The following is a 16,793-nucleotide window of genomic DNA, read 5'->3' as shown; positions in this document are numbered from 1 at the left end:
GTTTGCAAGCCACTTCACAACTTGGGCACAGCAGACCGGTTGACAAAACTGGTATGGTTTCGGGAGATACTTCTCACCCCTTACCCCATGCGACCCCACCCGCGGTATCACAGGAGCCCTACGTGCACACCGTATTTTATGTTTCAGACGGAACCGCCATCACCGCCGAAGTGTTCGGTCACGCGGTATTGAGCCAGTTTCCGCTGGCCTTCGAGCAGATCACTATCCCCTTTGTGGAGACACTGGAGAAAGCCCGTCAGGTACGGATGCGGATCGACGAGCAGTTTCGCCAGACCGGGGTACGCCCCATCCTGTTTCACACCATTGTCGACCCGCTGGTACGGGAAGAGGTACTGAAATCGGAGGCGTGCGGCCACGACTTTCTCAATACCTTCGTCAGCCCGCTGGAGCAGGAGCTGGGGGTAAAAGCCGAGCCCCGCCTCCACCGCACCCACGGTATGGAGAATCGCAAGCTCTATGACGATCGCATCGAGGCGGTCAACTTTGCGCTGGCCAACGACGATGGCATCACCACCAAAGAGTACGATGAGGCGGACATCATCCTGATCGGGGTCTCCCGCTGCGGCAAGACCCCCACCAGCCTCTATCTGGCGCTGCAGTTTGGCATTCGCGCCGCCAACTACCCCTTTATCGAGCAGGACATGGGGATGCTGGAGCTGCCCGCCCCCCTCAAGGCCAACCGTCACAAGCTGTTTGGCCTCACCATAGCGCCGCAGCGGCTGCACGAGATCCGTAACCAGCGCCGTGCAAACAGCCGCTACTCCTCCATCGAACAGTGCGAGCAGGAGCTGGCCTGCGTGGAGCGACTGTTTCGCCAGGAGGCGATACGCTTCCTGGATACCAGCTCCCACTCGGTGGAGGAGATCAGCGCCAAGGTCCTCGAGGCAACCGGTCTGCGCCGTCAGCTCTGTTAAGCCAGCTTGACAGCTATCGGCATCAACAAAAGATAAAAATTACAGTGTCGCGGCGAAAGTCAGCTGTGGCGAACTGCAATTCACATAGATGACAGTGAAAAGCGTGGGTAAAAAAGGGATAAGCACCACAAATGCTTATCCCTCTTCTTGTCGACCTTGGCGTTGTGCCCTTGTCACCCGCTGCCAGTTAGCCGCTATTCGATTCCGTTCTGCTGCGCTCGGCAAACAGCCAGCGTTAACTAACGATTGAGCTCAGGGTTGTTCATCAACCGGGCATAGAAGGCCAGCAAACCGTAGCGCAGGCGAACCCGCTCCGCCAGCCAGCCGCCAACGAGCGCCCCCGTTACCCCACCCGCCAGCAACAGCGACTGCCAGTAGTGCAGCAACTCCTGATCACCGAGTAACAGCCAACCCAGCAACATAATCGCGGCCACCAGCAACAACAGCGGACTGGCGGCAATCCCTAACCAGAGCGCCACCTGTACACCCCGGGCAACCCCTTGTTGCAGCACGCTTTCGCGCTTTCTGTACTCCAACTCCCTGCACTCTTCCCTGTACTCTCGCTTGTTTGGCATCATTTGCATCCATTTGTGGCTTGGCACCACAAAAGCACACCAACAAGACAAAATGTCAATCAAACAGAATTCGATTGCACAAACATTAGCCAAAAACTACCAAGAAGCCTCTGCAGATCATGAAAAAGCTGCCTTTGGTACAAAACACGGCCATTAGAGATGGAAAACAGGTGCATTCATGGCGGATTATCACTATTCTGCTTCGGTTGCCAGCCAACACTAAAAATTGCAAATGGCATGGTGTAACGAAATAAATACAGCTTTCGTCAGGTTTTGGCTACGCACTGCGGCCTGCTCAGGATGAGCCCAACACCGACCAGAGACAACAGAGACGTAAGGACAGACCCATGGATTTGAAACAAGACGGTGAGGAGCTGAAGCGCGGCCTTAAAAACCGCCACATTCAGTTGATTGCTTTGGGCGGCGCCATCGGCACCGGCCTCTTTCTGGGCATTGCCCAAACCATCAAGATGGCAGGCCCCTCAGTCCTGCTGGGGTATGCCATCGGCGGCTTTATCGCCTTCCTGATCATGCGCCAGCTCGGTGAAATGGTGGTGGAAGAGCCGGTAGCCGGCTCCTTCAGCCACTTTGCCTACAAATACTGGGGTGAGTTTGCCGGTTTTGCGTCCGGCTGGAACTACTGGGTGCTCTACGTGCTGGTGAGCATGGCCGAGCTGACCGCGGTGGGCATCTATGTCCAGTACTGGTGGCCCGAGATCCCGACCTGGATGTCGGCAGCCTTCTTCTTCGTGCTGATCAACGCCATCAACCTCTCCAACGTCAAAGCGTTTGGCGAAATGGAGTTCTGGTTCGCCATCATCAAGGTGGTCGCCATCATCGGCATGATTGGCTTTGGCGGCTATCTGCTCCTCTCCGGTGCCGGCGGACCCGAGGCAAGCGTCACCAACCTGTGGGCACAAGGGGGCTTCTTCCCCAACGGCATCAGCGGTCTGGTGATGGCGATGGCGGTGATCATGTTCTCCTTTGGCGGTCTGGAGCTGGTCGGTATTACCGCCGCCGAAGCGGACAATCCCGAGAAGAGCATTCCCAAGGCCACCAATCAGGTGATCTACCGTATCCTCATCTTCTACATCGGCGCCCTGGCTATCCTGATGTCCCTCTACCCCTGGGGTAAAGTGGTGGAAGGCGGCAGCCCGTTCGTGATGATTTTCCACGCTCTGGACAGCAATCTGGTCGCCACCGTGCTCAACATCGTGGTGCTGACGGCGGCACTGTCGGTCTACAACAGCTGCGTCTACTGCAACAGCCGGATGCTGTTCGGTCTGGCCAAACAGGGCAACGGCCCGAAAGCCCTGCTCAAGACCAACAAGAGCGGCGTGCCGCTGGTTGCCCTCTCGGTCTCGGCCATCGCCACCCTGCTCTGCGTGCTGATCAACTACCTGATGCCGGGCAAAGCCTTCGGTCTACTGATGGCGCTGGTGGTCTCCGCACTGGTGATCAACTGGGCGATGATCAGCCTCGCGCACCTCAAGTTCCGCAAGGCCAAGGTCGCAGAAGGCGTCCAGCCCAAGTTCAAGGCGTTCTGGTATCCCTTCGGCAACTATCTCTGCCTCGCCTTTATGGCTGGCATCCTGGTGATCATGTATATGACCCCCGATTTCCGCATCTCGGTCGAACTGATCCCAGCCTGGCTGGTGGTACTGGGCATTGGCTTTGTCATCAAGCGCAAAGGACAAGCTCAAAGCAAGGTCGCAGCCAATCTGGGTTAATGCCCGTAGCTGAGAAAAACAATGCAAAACGCCGATCGGATGATCGGCGTTTTTTTATTGCGCGCAGCACTACTAGCAACCATAGCCCTCAGGAAGGCAGCTCTTGCCCTTGATCTTGCCGATGCTCCGGGCTGTTGATGCAACACTCATCGCGGAAAAAGGCGATGATCTCCTCCAACACCGCGTATTGAGAGACGCAAAGCAGGGTGCGACTCTCCCGGTTTTGCTTCACCAGCCCCACCGAGACCAGCGCCGCGATATGGTGGCTGAGGGTGGAAGCGGGGATCGCCAGCTGCTTTTGCAGCTCACCCACCGGCAGCCCCTGCTCTCCCGCCTTGACCAGATGCTTGAAGATAAACAGCCGGGTCGGATGCCCCAGCTCTTTCAATGCCTTGGCGACCTCTTCCAGTTGCATCTCTGCGCCCTCCACAAATTTGATATTTCGATAATACCAGAAATATCTTGACCGGCCATTCATTTCGATTATTTTGGAAATATAGAAACTAAGTGAGGATACGACAATGAATGAGTGGTTAACCATGCTGACCGATGCAGCCCAGATGTTCCTGTTTCTGGCTGTCGAGCTGTCGGTTCTGTTTCTGGTCATTAGCGCCGGGGTCAGCCTGATCCGTCAGAAGATCCCCGACGAGAAGATCCAGCGGATGCTGGGCGCGCGCCATGGCAAGGGCTATCTGCTCTCGGCCCTGCTCGGTGCCGTCACCCCCTTTTGCAGCTGCTCCACCATCCCCATGCTAAGAGGATTGCTCTCGGCCAAGGCTGGCTTTGGCCCCACCCTCACCTTCCTGTTTATTTCGCCACTGCTGAACCCCATCATCGTCGGCTTGATGTGGGCCACCTTCGGCTGGAAAGTGACCCTGCTCTACGCCGTGATCGCCGCCAGCGTCTCCGTCATGGCGAGCATGCTGCTCGACAGATTGGGATTCGAGCGCCATGTCATCGACCCCAAAGAGGCCACCCCCTCTTGCGGTAGTGGCTGTGGCCCGGCGACCCGCGCCACCACTCAAGCACATTGCAGTGACAACCAACGCAGCGCCATTCGTGCAATCAACCCCCTCAACGGGACAGCGTGCTTCCCGGCACCGCAACCAGAGATGGCAGAACAGGCCACTCTCTCCTGCTGCGGCGATGGCACGGCAGCCCTGACCAGAGCACCACAGCTCCCCACCGCCTGGGTCAAAGCTCGCATCGATGCCTGGCAGCAGTTCAAAGCGGTATTGCCCTTCCTGCTGCTGGGGGTGCTCATCGGCTCGTTTATTTACGGTTTTATTCCGGCCGAGTGGATCGCCGCCCATGCCGGCGCCGACAACCCGCTGGCCATTCCATTCAGCGCCATCGTCGGGATCCCGCTCTACATCCGTTCCGAGGCCGTAATCCCGCTGGCATCGGTGCTGCTGGGCAAAGGGATGGGGATGGGCGCCGTCATGGCGCTGATCATCGGCAGTGCCGGCGCCAGCCTGACCGAGGTGATCCTGCTCAAATCCATGTTCAGAACCCCGATGATTGCGGCCTTCCTTACCGTGATCCTCGGCATGGCGATCCTGATGGGCTACCTGACGCAACTGCTGTTTTAAGTCGCCCATCATTAAACAGAAAAGGTGTTAAGCCAGCTGAGTGTGAAACCATCAGGCATCCCATAGACAAAACGCCGATCAACAGATCGGCGTTTTGCATGTTCCGTACGGCAATCTGCAACCGGCGTTACAGATATTGCCCGACGATGGGGAGCAGATCCTCGACGTCACGGGCGATATGGTCGGGTTGGTGTTCCCAGCGCTCCGGGGTCGCGCGGCTATAGGCGACAGCCACCGATATCACACGGCTCTGCTCGCCAAGCGCCCCCTGCAAATGACGGGCAAACTGCACATCCGCTTCATGGTCACCGATATAGATCAGCGACTGGCACCTGGCTGGGCCGAAGATAGACTCCAGACATTTGAGGCCACCGTAAGGATGGGGTTTTTGCTGCTGTCCGGGCACGTCATCATAGCCGACCACAGCCTTGAACAGGCTGTTCACGCCATGCAGCTCCAGTACCCGGCGAATGCTTTTTTGGGAGTTTTGCGAACAAATTCCGTGGGGAATGGCAGAGAAATGGTCAATCACCGCCTCCAGCCCCGCAAAAAACCGCACCTCGGTCCGGTTCATCTCCTGATGCTTGGCCCACAGACTGCCAGCCAGCACCATCTCGTCCCGCGACAAACCGTAGTAATCCATATAGAGCGCCTGCCAGTTCTTGGCGGCGTGATTGGCATGGTGATACTCCGCTTCGCTGCGCAGATAGCGCGGCAGATGTTCTCCGGTCAGATGGGGGGCGACCTCAGCCAGGATCTGCTTGGTGATATCGATATTCTTCGGCACCGAATTGACCAGAGTACCGTCATAATTCCATAAAATCGCATCCAACTTCATTGCGTTACCTGTCTCGCTGCACAACCATAAGTCACGCCATGTTACTTGGCCTGCCTCCCCTCGCCGAACTGTGCTGTAAAAATGTGAGACCCATCCCGTCCCCACGCAGTAGCACAAGAGTTAATATGCAACAACACAATAAATGAACATCCTCTGCCATACTCAAACGAAGTATTCCGTTACGCCGAAACCGGAGCCTGATCATGGTAACCAGCTCGCTTCACACCACAGATACCGAGGTTGAATTTGCCGACGATATCCAATTGGTATCGACGACCGACCTCAAAGGGGACATCACCTACGCCAATCCGGCGTTTTGTCAGGTGGCAGGCTATCGCCTGGAAGAGATGTTGGGGCAGCATCACAATCTGGTGCGCCACCCCGACATGCCCAAGGCAGCGTTTGCCGATCTCTGGGCCCACCTGCAGGCAGGCAAACCATGGCGAGGCATGGTAAAAAACCGCTGCAAAGATGGTCGTTATTATTGGGTTGATGCCTATGTCACCCCGATTTATGAAGATGGCAAGATGGTGGGTTACCAATCCGTCCGCTGCCGTCCCGCCGCAGAGCACAAAGCGCGTGCCAGCCAGATGTACAAAACCCTTAAAGCCCGTGAAACCGGCTCTGCCATTCACATGAGCCTGCGTCAACTCACACCGGCCATGATGACCATCCCCCTGCTGCTCGTCAGCGTGATCAGCGCGGTCTGGCTGCTCTCACCGCTGCAGGCGCTCTGGGTCATCATTCCCCTCTTGGCAGCCATCTGGTTCAATCGCCACCCTCTCTTCCTCACACCGCGATTCTTGCAGCAGCTCGAACAGGATTACGACAGCATCAGCCGCCTTATCTTCTCGGGAGATGCCCCCCACAGCATTGCAGATTTCCATATCAAGCTCGGGCAAGCGAAGATCCGTACCGTACTCGGCCGAGTGGATGACACCACAGCTTCGCTCAATGCCATGGCCAATGACCTGCGCGGCTCCGCCTCGCTGGCCAGCCAGGATATCTCTTCGCAAGACACGCAGATCCAGCAGATTGCCACCGCCGTCACCCAGATGGCTTCGGCCGCCGAGGAGATCAACCGCAATATTCAAGACAGCAACAGCCAGATTGAAGAGGCCCGCAGCCACTGCATCACCACCAGCACCCAGCTTTCGGAAGCAGGAGAAGAGATGTCTGCGCTGGCCACCCAGGCGGAGCAAGCCTTTCAGTCAGCCGTTGAGCTGGCGAGCGAGTCCGAGCGGATCGGCACCATCATGAGCGAAATTCGCGGCATTGCGGATCAAACCAACCTGCTGGCGCTCAATGCCTCCATCGAAGCCGCACGGGCAGGCGATCAGGGGCGTGGCTTTGCAGTGGTGGCGGACGAGGTTCGCAGCCTGTCGACCAGAACCCACAAGGCGACAGAGCAGATCCAGAACAGCATTGGCCATATCCAGCAAACCCTGGGGGGATGGAAAGAGATGATGCATCTCAATGTGACCAGAACCAACGCCTGCCTCGCCACCACCCGGGCAAGCACCGGCAACCTGAATCAGGTTGTGGTCGAGATAGACAAGGTCTCTGATTTTTCCAACCAGATCACCGCCGCGGCCACCGAGCAACAAGCTGTCATCGAGGAGATCAGTCGCAATATCAACCAGATATCCTCGCTCTCTCACGATAACAGCCTCAAAATCGATCAGGTGAGTGAAACCAGTGCCAATTTGCAGAGCAAAGCGAGCCAGCTCAAGGACTTAAGCCGGACGTTTGGATAGCAGCAATCAGATGACATATAAAAAGGGCCACCCGTTTGGGTGGCCCTGTTGTTTATACGGCTTAACTGTTGCACCTAAACGCCACTTACTTGGCGTAATCCTCAGTCGGGATACAGGAGCAGAACAGGTTGCGATCGCCGTAGACGTCGTCGATGCGGTTCACAGAGGGCCACAACTTGGCGGCGCGCACGGCGTCGGACGGGAAGACCGCCTCGGCGCGGCTGTAGCCACGGGACCACTCTGCATCCATCACGTCGTCCTGGGTGTGCGGCGCATGGACCAGCGGGTTGTCGGCGAGGCTCCACTGCCCCTCCTGCACCTTGGCAATCTCGGCGCGGATGGACGTCATCGCCTCGACGAAGCGATCCAGCTCGCGCTTGGATTCCGATTCGGTCGGCTCGACCATCAGGGTGCCCGCTACCGGGAAGCTCATGGTCGGCGCGTGGAAACCGTAGTCCATCAGCCGCTTGGCCACGTCCATCTCGCTGATGCCGGAGGCTTCTTTCAGCGGACGAATATCCAGAATGCACTCGTGGGCTACCCGACCGTTGCGCCCGGAATAGAGCACCGGGAAGGAGTCACCCAGCTTCTTGGCCAGATAGTTGGCGTTAAGGATGGCCACCTGAGTGGATTTCTTCAGCCCTTCGTCACCCAGCATGGCGATATACATCCAGCTGATGGGCAGGATGCTGGCCGAACCGAACGGTGCCGCCGACACGGCGCCATTGTCACGGCTCTCCTTGTCGGTCTTGACCACGGCATGACCAGCCACGAACGGTGCCAGATGCTTCTTCACGCCGATGGGGCCCATGCCCGGGCCGCCACCGCCGTGAGGAATGGCGAAGGTCTTGTGCAGGTTGAGGTGAGAGACGTCTGCCCCGATAAAGCCCGGCGCAGTCAACCCGACTTGCGCGTTCATGTTGGCACCGTCCAGATAGACCTGACCACCGTGCTGGTGAACGATGTCGCACACCTCCTTGATGGTCTCCTCATACACCCCGTGGGTGGAGGGGTAGGTCACCATCAGACAGGAGAGTTGATCCCCCGCCTCGGCCGCCTTGGCGCGCAGGTCGTCGAGATCCACGTTGCCGGACTTGTCACAGGCGGTGACGATCACCTTGAGCCCCGCCATCTGGGCAGAGGCCGGGTTGGTACCGTGGGCAGAAGCTGGGATCAGGCAGATGTCGCGATGCCCTTCACCACGAGACTCGTGATATTTCTTGATGGCGAGCAGACCTGCGTATTCGCCCTGCGCACCTGAGTTGGGCTGCATGCAGACCGCATCGTAACCGGTCACTTTCACCAGCCAGTTTTCGAGGTCGGCCAGCAGCAGTTGGTAGCCCTTGGCCTGTGCCAGCGGGGCGAACGGGTGCAACTTGCCGAACTCGGGCCAGGTCACCGGGATCATCTCGGCGGTGGCGTTGAGCTTCATGGTGCAAGAACCCAGGGAAATCATGGCGTAGTTAAGCGCCAGATCTTTTGCTTCGAGACGGTGGATATAACGCAGCATCTCGGTTTCGGAGTGGTACTTGTTGAACACCTCGTGGGTCAGCACGGCATCGGTGCGCAGCAGATCCTGCGGGATAGCGTGATGGGCCTGGGCCGCCTTGTCGAGAGCCTCGATATCGAGCCCATGACCTTGACCAAGGAAGAGATCGAACAACTCGGCCACATCGCCGCGAGTGGTGGTTTCAGAGAGGGATACCCCTACCGAGCCATCCAGATCGGCGCGCAGGTTGATGCCGAGCCCCTCGGCCTTGGCAATCAGCGCCGCCTTGTCGGTAGTCTGCACGGTCAGGGTATCGAACCAGCTGGCATGCTTGAGGGCCACCCCCTTGGCCTTGAGGCCAAGCGCCAGAATGGTAGTGAGACGGTGCACGCGGGAGGCGATGGTTTTCAGCCCCACCGGGCCGTGATAGACGGCGTAGAAGCTTGCCATGTTGGCCAGCAGCACCTGAGCGGTACAGATGTTGGAATTCGCTTTCTCGCGGCGGATATGCTGCTCGCGGGTCTGCATCGCCATACGCAGCGCGGCCTTGCCGCGGGCATCCTTGGAGACACCGATAATGCGACCCGGCATGGAACGTTTGTAGGCATCGCGGGTGGCGAAGAAGGCGGCGTGGGGGCCACCGTAGCCCATGGGCACACCAAAGCGCTGGGCGGAGCCCAACACCACATCGGCGCCCAGCTCGCCCGGGGATTTGAGCAGCAGCAGGGAGAGCAGGTCGGCGCTGACGCAGGCCAGCCCTTTCTGGGCCTGTACCGCGGCAATCAGGGCGCGCAGATCTTTCACCTCACCTGTGGTGGTGGGGTACTGGAACAGGGCACCGAACACCTCTTCGCTCACTGCATCGCTCGCAGCGCCAACCGCCACGTCAAAACCAAAGTGAACCGCACGCTCCTTGACCACGTCGATCACCTGCGGGTGCACATCATCGGCCACGAAGAAGAGGTTGGATTTGGACTTGGCCATCCGTTTGGCCAGCGCCATCGCCTCGGCGGCGGCGGTCGCTTCATCCAGCAGGGAGGCACTCGCCAGATCCATGCCGGTCAGATCCAGCGTCAGCTGCTGGAAGTTGAGCAGGGCTTCGAGACGGCCCTGTGCCAGCTCGGGCTGATAGGGAGTGTAGGCGGTATACCAGCCCGGATTTTCCAGCACGTTGCGCAAAATGACATGGGGCACATGGGTATCGTGATAGCCCATGCCGATATAGCTCTTGGCAATCTTGTTCTGGGCGGCATAGCCTCTGAGCTTGGCCAGCGCTTCCACCTCGGTCATGCCGGCACCGATCCCCAGCGGGCCCGGCAGGCGAATGGCGGCGGGCACGGTCTGTTCAATCAAATCGTCCAGGCTTTCGGCCCCAACGGTCGCCAGCAGCTGGCGCAGCTCTTCCTCGCCCGGGCCGATATGGCGGCGGACAAAATCGGTTTTTTGCTCGAGTTCAAACAGTGACTGGGTCATTTCCCTATTTCCTGATAAATAAGTCCTGGCATGACATCCTGATAACCAAGACCTGATGTTCCTGATCGTCGGTTGATACCGACTCCACTCATGTTCTGGGTCCCGCAGAGAGGGTGCGGCACCAGATGCTGCGGCAGCATCAAGAGGGGATCGCCTTGTTGCGCACCGGCCCGTTTGCCCCCTAGGCACCTAGGCTGGCAAACGGCAGGCGCGGGCGACTTCACCCTTCCACCGGCCGGTGCTTGCCCGGCTGGCTGTCATACAAAGGGGCCCTGCTGTGTTGGCAGGGCCCGGGGGCATTACTCTTCGTCCACCACGTTCTGGTAGCCCTCGGCATCCAGCAGGTTGGCCAGCTCGCTCTCGTCATCAAGCTTGATGCGGAACAACCAGCCAGCGCTGTAGGGATCGGAGTTGACCAGCTCGGGGCTTCCCTCAAGCTCTTCGTTGACGGCAATGATCTCGCCGCTCACCGGACTGTAGATGTCGGAGGCCGCCTTGACCGACTCGGCCACGGCGCAGTCGTCACCGGCGCTCACCTGCTTGCCCACTTCCGGCAGCTCGACAAACACCATGTCACCCAGCAGCTCCTGGGCGTGCTCGGTGATGCCGACCACGGCCTCACCGTTGGCTTCGACACGGATCCACTCGTGGGAAGTGGCATATTTCAGTTCGCTCGGGATATGGCTCATTTGTGCTTCCTTTGATCTTTGAGTCGCGTTTAAAAACGAATATGAAAAGGGATGGGGGAGGCACTGCCCTCCCCCAAGACGGTATTAAACCAGCTTCTGGCCGTTACGGACGAAAGCGGGCTTGGTGACCTTCACGGTGACCAGCTTCTTGCGGATCTCCACCTCGGCCAATTCACCGATATCGCGGGGCACCCGTGCCAGCGCGATGCTGTAGCCCAGGGTGGGCGAGAAGGAGCCGGAGGTGATCACACCTTCTCGCTTCTCACCGTTTGCCGCAGTGAAGGTGACCGGCATACCGGCACGCAGCACCCCTTTCTCTTCCATCACCAGCCCCACCAGCTTGGGCTGGTTGCCCGCCGCTTTCTGTGCTTCCAGCACGTCGCGGCCGATAAAGTTGCGATCGCTCGGCTCCCAGGCGATGGTCCAGGCCATGTTGGCGGCGAGTGGAGAGATTGACTCGTCCATATCCTGACCGTAGAGGTTCATCCCCGCCTCGAGGCGCAGGGTATCGCGAGCACCGAGACCACACGGGGCCACGCCGTTATCTAGCAGCGCTTGCCACAGCTCGCAGGCTTTCTCTTGCGGCACTACGATTTCATAACCATCTTCGCCGGTGTAGCCGGTAGTGGCGATAAAGAGATCGCCAGCCTGCACGCCGAAGAAGGGTTTCATCCCCACCACGGCGGTACGCTGAGCGGCGCTCAGCACGGCCGCAGCCTTGACCTTGGCGTTGGGGCCCTGCACCGCAATCATCGCAAGCTCCGGACGCTCGGTCACTGTGATGTCAAAATCGATGGCGTGATGGCGGATCCAGGCCAGATCCTTCTCGCGGGTAGCAGAGTTGACCACCAGCCGGTAGAAGGTATCGGTTAGGTAATAGGTGATGAGATCATCGATCACGCCGCCTTCCGGATTGAGCATGCCGCTGTAGAGGGCCTTGCCGGGGGCAGTGAGTTTGGTCACGTCATTGGCCAGCAGGTGTTGCAGAAAGGCTTTAACCCGTTCGCCGGTCAAATCGACGATGGTCATGTGGGAGACATCGAACATACCGGCATCGCTGCGCACCGCGTGGTGCTCTTCCAGCTGGGAGCCGTAGTTGATGGGCATTTCCCAACCGTGGAAGTCCACCATCTTGGCGCCGGCTTCCAGGTGTTTGGGATGCAGTACAGTAGTCTGGATCATCGCATTCTTTCCTTAGCAAAAAGCCTTTTCGCTTTGGCGACCACCCTTGCGATCCGTGCCACCGCTCTGACTGCACTACGTACAGCAAAAAGCGACCGGATCCAAAAGTGTGTGCTCGCTCCTGCCCTTGCCAGGCAAGAGGGATTCCTTGAACGGAGCGGATTATATGACAAGCAGGCGAGCGTGCCGCTCAAAAAAAACTAATCCCCTCTCGTAAAACTGACCCCAGACACTAAGATAAATGCAGTGATAAAAACAGCCATAAGCCGACTCAGGCGAGATTAAATTTTGATTTTTACCGTTTCGTCACAATTTGCAGAAAAACGTTTCGCTCCAGAGCAAAATTAAAGGCTGACGCCCAAATCGGGTCGTCAGCCTTGTCGGATTACTTTTGTTGTCAAAAACGGCGAGTAATATTAGTTTTTTTCACCCTTGGCCTGCATGGCACTGCCCTTGGTCGCAGCAACAGCCCAGTCAGGACGGGCCAATGCGGGCAACTCTCCCTCCAGCCCCATGGCGGCGCGGATCACCCCCTCCTTGAAGGGCGTCAGCAGATTGGCCGCGCGCAATCCCACGCCCCGCACCAGCTTCTTGAGCGGGTTGGCCCCGCTGAACAGCCGCTTGAGCCCTTCCATCGCCGCCAGCATGCGAGCCGCCTCGCTCTTGCGCCAGCGCTCGTAGCTGCGCAGGTTGGCGAGCAGGCCGATATCCTCGCCCGCGGCATGATTTTGCAAGATCTGCTCCGCCAGCGCGGCAGCATCCAGCAGGCCGAGATTGACCCCCTGCCCCGCCAGCGGGTGGATGGTATGGGCGGCATCCCCCACCAGCACCAGCCGCTCACGGGCAAAGTCGCGGGCATAGCGGGCGGTAAGAGGAATAGCGCTGCGCGGCCCTTCCACCTTGCACAGACCAAGGCGGGCATCGAAGGCGGTGGTGAGCTGGCGGTTGAACTGCTCGTCGTCACAGGTGCAGAGCGCCTCGGCGCGGGCCGCAGGCAGCGACCAGACGATGGAACAGAGGTTCTCCTGCCACAGCGGCAAAAAGGCGAGCGGGCCATCCGGGGTGAAGATCTGGCGAGCAACAGCTTCATGGGGTTCGGCGCAGTGCACCGTCGCCACCAGCGCGTGGTGGCCGTAATCCCAACTGGTGAGCGGGATATCAGCCTGACGGCGCACCCAGGAGTGGGCGCCATCGGCAGCCACCACCAGTTTGGCCGAGATGGCCTGACCATCTTCAAGGAGCAGCAGGGCGCCTGCCGGGCCGCTCTGCAGGCTCTTGGCTCTGGCGGGGGTCAGCAACTGGATATTGCTGGCACCTTCAATCGCCTCAAGCAGCGCCAGCAGGATCACCCGATTCTCGACGATGTGGCCGAGGTTGGCCTGACGCAGGCTGGCGGCATCGAAGTCAATATGGCCAAAACTGTCCTGCTCCCACACCGCCATCTTGTCGTAGGCCTGCAGGCGGCGCGCTTCAATGCCGTCCCAGGCGCCAACATGGCGCAGGATCTGCTGGCTGGCCAGACTCAGGGCGCTGACCCGGTTATCGGCCACCTCCCCCAACTGCGGATCGGGCAGTTGCCCCTCCACCACCAGCACCTTGAGGGCGCTATGTTTCAAGGCCGCAGCGAGCCCCAGCCCCACCATGCCGCCACCGACAATCACCACATCCACATTTTGCATCTGCATCATCTCATCCTTTCTGGGCTGACCGGCTGGCCAGCGAGGGGACGCCCGCAGGCATCACCTCTTTATTCAATAGGTTTTGATCAACGAATGGCGGTCACCATCTTCCGGTCAACAGGTTCCACTCAACAAGTGCTGGCTAGTTGCCGCACACATCAGCGACAAAGCCTAGGGTGCGCGAGGCAAGCGGCACCTTGAGGCACGGGAATCGCCCCATCAGGGTGAGCGCCAGATTGCGCCCCGCCACCAGCGGATCGTGACCATTGGAGAAGAGCTGGGCCAGCGAAGAGGTGAGCCAGACGGTCTGATCCTGATCGCGCTGACGCTGCTGCCAGTAGCCACCCAGTACCTTGAAGCTGCCGATATCCTCCCCCTCTGCCAACGCCTTGGCTACGGCGCCGGTAAGCAGGTCGAGATCCCGCATCCCGAGGTTGAAGCCCTGTCCGGCAATCGGGTGCAGGGCGTGGGCGGCATTACCAACCAGCACGGTGCGCTGGGCCAGCGGGTAGTCGCAGGCGGTCAGAATGAGCGGATAGACGTTACGCACGCCGCATCGCTCGAAGCGACCAAGCCGCCAGCCAAAGGCCTGCTGCAGACGGGCAAGAAACGCCGCCTCATCGAGGGCCGTCAGCTCATCCACCTCATGTTGCCCGACGCTCCACACCAGCGAGGAGAGCCCCTCCTGCATCGGCAGTAGGGCCAGCGGCCCCCCTTCGGTAAAACGCTCGAAGGCGCGTCCCTCAGGGTCTTGCGCCGTTTTGACCGTGGCGATGATGGCGTGCTGCTCAAAGTCGTGGCGGGTCACCGGCAACTTGAAGTGCTGACGCACAAAGGAGTTGCCGCCGTCTGCCGCCACCAGCAGGCGGGTCTCAATCTGTTCACCGCTCTCGAGGGTGAGGGTCACCTTCTCCTCATCGGGCACAATCTCGCTCACCCGGGCCGGACAACAGACCCGGATATTGGGAGAGGCCGCCATCGCCCGTTGCAGCTCCTTGCCAGCGGATGCAAGCTCGATCACCTGGCCCAGCGCAGGCAGACCGTATTCGGCAGCCGACAGGCGAGCCTGACCGAAGTGGCCCCGATCCGAGACATGGATCTGGGTAATGGGGGCGCAATGGGGGGCAAACAGCGGCCAGAGTCCGCGTCGCAACAGCGCATCACAGGTACCGGCCGAAAGCGCAATGGCGCGGGCGTCGAACCCTGAATGGGTGTGCTGTTCGGGGACGCTTGCCTCCAGCAGCAGGATCTCGAGGGGGGAGCCATCGGATCGAAGCAGGGCTGCCAGCGAGAGGGCCAGCACGGCGCCGCTCATTCCACCGCCGACCAGGGTGACATCGACCTGTCGCACATCAGATTGAGACATAAGCAGAGAGGAAGAAGTGAAAAAGGTGGCCTCATGCTATCACAAAGCCGCTGGCCGAATGCGAGGTCACCGGCAAAAAACCGGTTGCGCCTCACAGGGTTAGCCACCACAAGGGAATAAAAAAGAGCGCCATCAGGCGCTCTTGCAGATTCAGTAAGGGTCTCGTTGACCCGCACCTCAATGAAGGGTCGGCGGTGCACTCGGGGTATCGGGGCGCTTGCCAAACTCTTCGAAGGCCATCATGACCCCCAGTTTGACGTGTTCGTAGAGCACCAGGAAGGAAGCTTCATTCTCGTCATCTTCCTGATCGAACTCGGCAGAGACCTGAGTGATGCTGGCGATATCCTGGATCATCTCCTGCAGCTCTTCCGATGCGCGGGAGAGCTCCTGCTGCACCACGCCGAAACCGGCCAGAAACGCCTGTGACCAGTCCACCAGCGAATCGATGCGCTCATCGAGGGGAGCATCATCACTTGGCAGCAGCAGCTCGACGCCCTTCTGGGCCATCAGGCTCTCGACCACATTGTGATAAAGATCGGTCATCACCTGGCGCACCGGGGCCGGCAGGCCGAAACCGTCGTTCACCAGATCGTTGAAATGGGGCAGCCAACTCTTGTCGTCCAGTGCCACACCGCCGCACACCAGACCGCAGATCACACCATGGGCCTCTACTGCGCTGGCCATCAGCTCATGTTGTTCCATGATGTCGGCCACTGCCGCATATTTAAGGGGGTTCGTTTTGCTCATCGAGGATCCGCTCAAAGTTCAGTCAAATTTGCAGAATTAATGGTCAGGATCCTAGCATTCTCCCTCTTGCAGAGCCAGCAAGGCCTTGAAACTTATGCATCTGCGCTATATAGTCCCGCCCAGTTGTCCACGTGGATAAAGGCGGAAATCAGCTCCGCCGTATTGAGGAAGGCATGAGCACAGAGGCCGTAGAAATCGTCATTTTGGGACGTCCCTACAAGGTATCCTGTCCCTTGGGACAGCAGGATGCCCTGCGCCAGGCCGCCGAGCAGCTGACCGACAAGTTGATCGACCTGCGTCAACGCTCCAAGGTCTCCAGCAACGAACAATTGGCTATCATGGCGGCGCTCAATTTCTGTCATGAGCTCTGCCTTGAAAAAGAGAAGAACCACCAATACTCTGAGACCATGGACAAGCGGATCAAGATGCTGCAACGCACCATCGAAGCGGCCCTGATCGAGCATGGACAATATGGTGATTCCAGCGAAGAGGGGCAGCAGCCCTAATCGCAAACCGTTTTAAAATTCCCTGGGATGTTTGTCAGCCGGTTCAAGTCCCCGAGCCGATATTCATACCAAACAGGGGATCTGCCTTCTGGCTATTGCGCATGCTCGGCACGACCGAGAAGCCTGCGGTCAGATCCGATCCCCGCCTTGAACCGACGGTTCAAGGGCCCAAACCGGCAACGGCATCTCGGGGTACCAACAGCAAAAGCCCGTCACCAGCGTGACGGGCTTTTTC

General features: G+C 59.1%; 14 protein-coding genes and 1 other RNA gene. 6 read left to right on the top strand and 9 right to left on the bottom strand.

Annotated elements, in window-relative coordinates:
* Positions 1-122: 122 nt before the first annotated feature.
* Complete coding sequence (locus tag AB5Y84_RS09975; protein WP_005344832.1) at positions 123-935, top strand: pyruvate, water dikinase regulatory protein; 813 nt, start codon at positions 123-125, stop codon at positions 933-935.
* A 239-nt stretch (positions 936-1,174) separates the two neighbouring features.
* Here AB5Y84_RS09975 and AB5Y84_RS09970 read toward each other — a convergent pair whose 3' ends face one another.
* Positions 1,175-1,510: a hypothetical protein gene (locus AB5Y84_RS09970; RefSeq protein WP_308218862.1), complete on the bottom strand. Its 336-nt coding sequence runs from the start codon at positions 1,508-1,510 to the stop codon at positions 1,175-1,177.
* Between the two features lie 347 nt (positions 1,511-1,857).
* Here AB5Y84_RS09970 and AB5Y84_RS09965 point away from each other — a divergent pair, with 347 nt between their 5' ends.
* Positions 1,858-3,240 carry an amino acid permease gene (locus tag AB5Y84_RS09965; RefSeq protein ID WP_005352966.1) on the top strand — a complete coding sequence of 461 codons (1,383 nt, stop codon included), beginning with the start codon at positions 1,858-1,860 and terminating at the stop codon, positions 3,238-3,240.
* Between the two features lie 88 nt (positions 3,241-3,328).
* Here AB5Y84_RS09965 and AB5Y84_RS09960 read toward each other — a convergent pair whose 3' ends face one another.
* Positions 3,329-3,655: a helix-turn-helix transcriptional regulator gene (locus AB5Y84_RS09960; RefSeq protein WP_257724873.1), complete on the bottom strand. Its 327-nt coding sequence runs from the start codon at positions 3,653-3,655 to the stop codon at positions 3,329-3,331.
* Positions 3,656-3,761: 106 nt separating this feature from the next.
* Here AB5Y84_RS09960 and AB5Y84_RS09955 point away from each other — a divergent pair, with 106 nt between their 5' ends.
* Complete coding sequence (locus AB5Y84_RS09955) at positions 3,762-4,832, top strand: permease (RefSeq protein WP_257724874.1); 1,071 nt, start codon at positions 3,762-3,764, stop codon at positions 4,830-4,832.
* A 127-nt stretch (positions 4,833-4,959) separates the two neighbouring features.
* On the opposite strand, the gene AB5Y84_RS09950 is transcribed toward AB5Y84_RS09955, so the two are convergent.
* Entirely contained in the window at positions 4,960-5,670 is a 711-nt protein-coding gene (locus AB5Y84_RS09950; RefSeq protein WP_257724875.1) for an HAD family hydrolase, read from the bottom strand.
* Between the two features lie 203 nt (positions 5,671-5,873).
* Between AB5Y84_RS09950 and AB5Y84_RS09945 the strand changes: the two genes are divergently transcribed.
* Positions 5,874-7,427 carry a PAS domain-containing methyl-accepting chemotaxis protein gene (locus AB5Y84_RS09945; protein ID WP_257724876.1) on the top strand — a complete coding sequence of 518 codons (1,554 nt, stop codon included), beginning with the start codon at positions 5,874-5,876 and terminating at the stop codon, positions 7,425-7,427.
* 85 nt (positions 7,428-7,512) lie between these two features.
* Here AB5Y84_RS09945 and gcvP read toward each other — a convergent pair whose 3' ends face one another.
* From gcvP to AB5Y84_RS09915, 6 genes are all read right to left on the bottom strand, one after another.
* Positions 7,513-10,389, bottom strand: coding sequence for an aminomethyl-transferring glycine dehydrogenase (gene gcvP, locus AB5Y84_RS09940; protein ID WP_257724877.1), 2,877 nt, complete (start codon positions 10,387-10,389; stop codon positions 7,513-7,515).
* Positions 10,390-10,688: 299 nt separating this feature from the next.
* Complete coding sequence (gcvH, locus tag AB5Y84_RS09935) at positions 10,689-11,078, bottom strand: glycine cleavage system protein GcvH (protein WP_005333898.1); 390 nt, start codon at positions 11,076-11,078, stop codon at positions 10,689-10,691.
* 84 nt (positions 11,079-11,162) lie between these two features.
* On the bottom strand, positions 11,163-12,260 hold the full coding sequence (gcvT, locus tag AB5Y84_RS09930) for a glycine cleavage system aminomethyltransferase GcvT (protein WP_257724878.1): 1,098 nt from the start codon (positions 12,258-12,260) through the stop codon (positions 11,163-11,165).
* A 416-nt stretch (positions 12,261-12,676) separates the two neighbouring features.
* Positions 12,677-13,945, bottom strand: coding sequence for an FAD-dependent 2-octaprenylphenol hydroxylase (locus AB5Y84_RS09925; protein ID WP_139400911.1), 1,269 nt, complete (start codon positions 13,943-13,945; stop codon positions 12,677-12,679).
* 136 nt (positions 13,946-14,081) lie between these two features.
* Positions 14,082-15,305: a 2-octaprenyl-6-methoxyphenyl hydroxylase gene (gene ubiH, locus AB5Y84_RS09920; RefSeq protein ID WP_257724879.1), complete on the bottom strand. Its 1,224-nt coding sequence runs from the start codon at positions 15,303-15,305 to the stop codon at positions 14,082-14,084.
* A gap of 177 nt (positions 15,306-15,482) precedes the next feature.
* Positions 15,483-16,052 carry a UPF0149 family protein gene (locus tag AB5Y84_RS09915; RefSeq protein WP_005333908.1) on the bottom strand — a complete coding sequence of 190 codons (570 nt, stop codon included), beginning with the start codon at positions 16,050-16,052 and terminating at the stop codon, positions 15,483-15,485.
* Positions 16,053-16,225: 173 nt separating this feature from the next.
* On the opposite strand from AB5Y84_RS09915, the gene zapA reads away from it, so the two are divergent.
* On the top strand, positions 16,226-16,558 hold the full coding sequence (zapA, locus tag AB5Y84_RS09910; protein ID WP_005333910.1) for a cell division protein ZapA: 333 nt from the start codon (positions 16,226-16,228) through the stop codon (positions 16,556-16,558).
* Positions 16,559-16,574: 16 nt separating this feature from the next.
* A non-coding RNA gene (ssrS, locus tag AB5Y84_RS09905) (6S RNA) lies at positions 16,575-16,756 on the top strand.
* Positions 16,757-16,793: the final 37 nt, after the last annotated feature.

It is taken from the genome of Aeromonas sp. s11, assembly GCF_040907945.1.
In the GTDB taxonomy this organism is placed as follows: Bacteria; Pseudomonadota; Gammaproteobacteria; order Enterobacterales; family Aeromonadaceae; genus Aeromonas; species Aeromonas veronii.
The sequence above is the reverse complement of the archived record's forward strand: the minus strand, read 5'-3'. Positions and strand labels throughout refer to the sequence as shown.